The organism is Candidatus Binatia bacterium (assembly GCA_023150935.1).
Classification (GTDB): Bacteria; Desulfobacterota; Binatia; order HRBIN30; family HRBIN30; genus JAKLJW01.
This window is the reverse complement of sequence record JAKLJW010000111.1, coordinates 618-858: the sequence shown is the minus strand read 5'-3', so window position 1 is coordinate 858 and position 241 is coordinate 618. Positions and strand designations below refer to the sequence as shown.

Below are 241 nucleotides of genomic sequence, written 5' to 3'. Positions count from 1 at the left end.
CAGACTCCATCAGCTGGTCAGAAATGGCCAGGTCAAGGTGGTTCTGGATCTGAGTGGGGTGAATTTTATGAATTCCTCCGGATTGGGAATGCTCATCGGTGGTCTCACCACCGTGAGAAATGCCGGCGGTCAGCTGAAACTGGCAAACCCGGCCGAACGAATTCAAAGCCTTCTGGTTATTACCAAACTGTCTACCGTATTCACGACTCACAAGTCGGTGGAAGAGGCCATTGACAGTTTC

General features: G+C 51.0%; 1 protein-coding gene. It reads left to right on the top strand.

Translation table 11 applies throughout. From position 1 onward, the window contains the following. The coding region (locus L6Q96_23200) for an STAS domain-containing protein (protein MCK6557457.1) at positions 1 to 241 on the top strand (241 nt) is incomplete at both ends.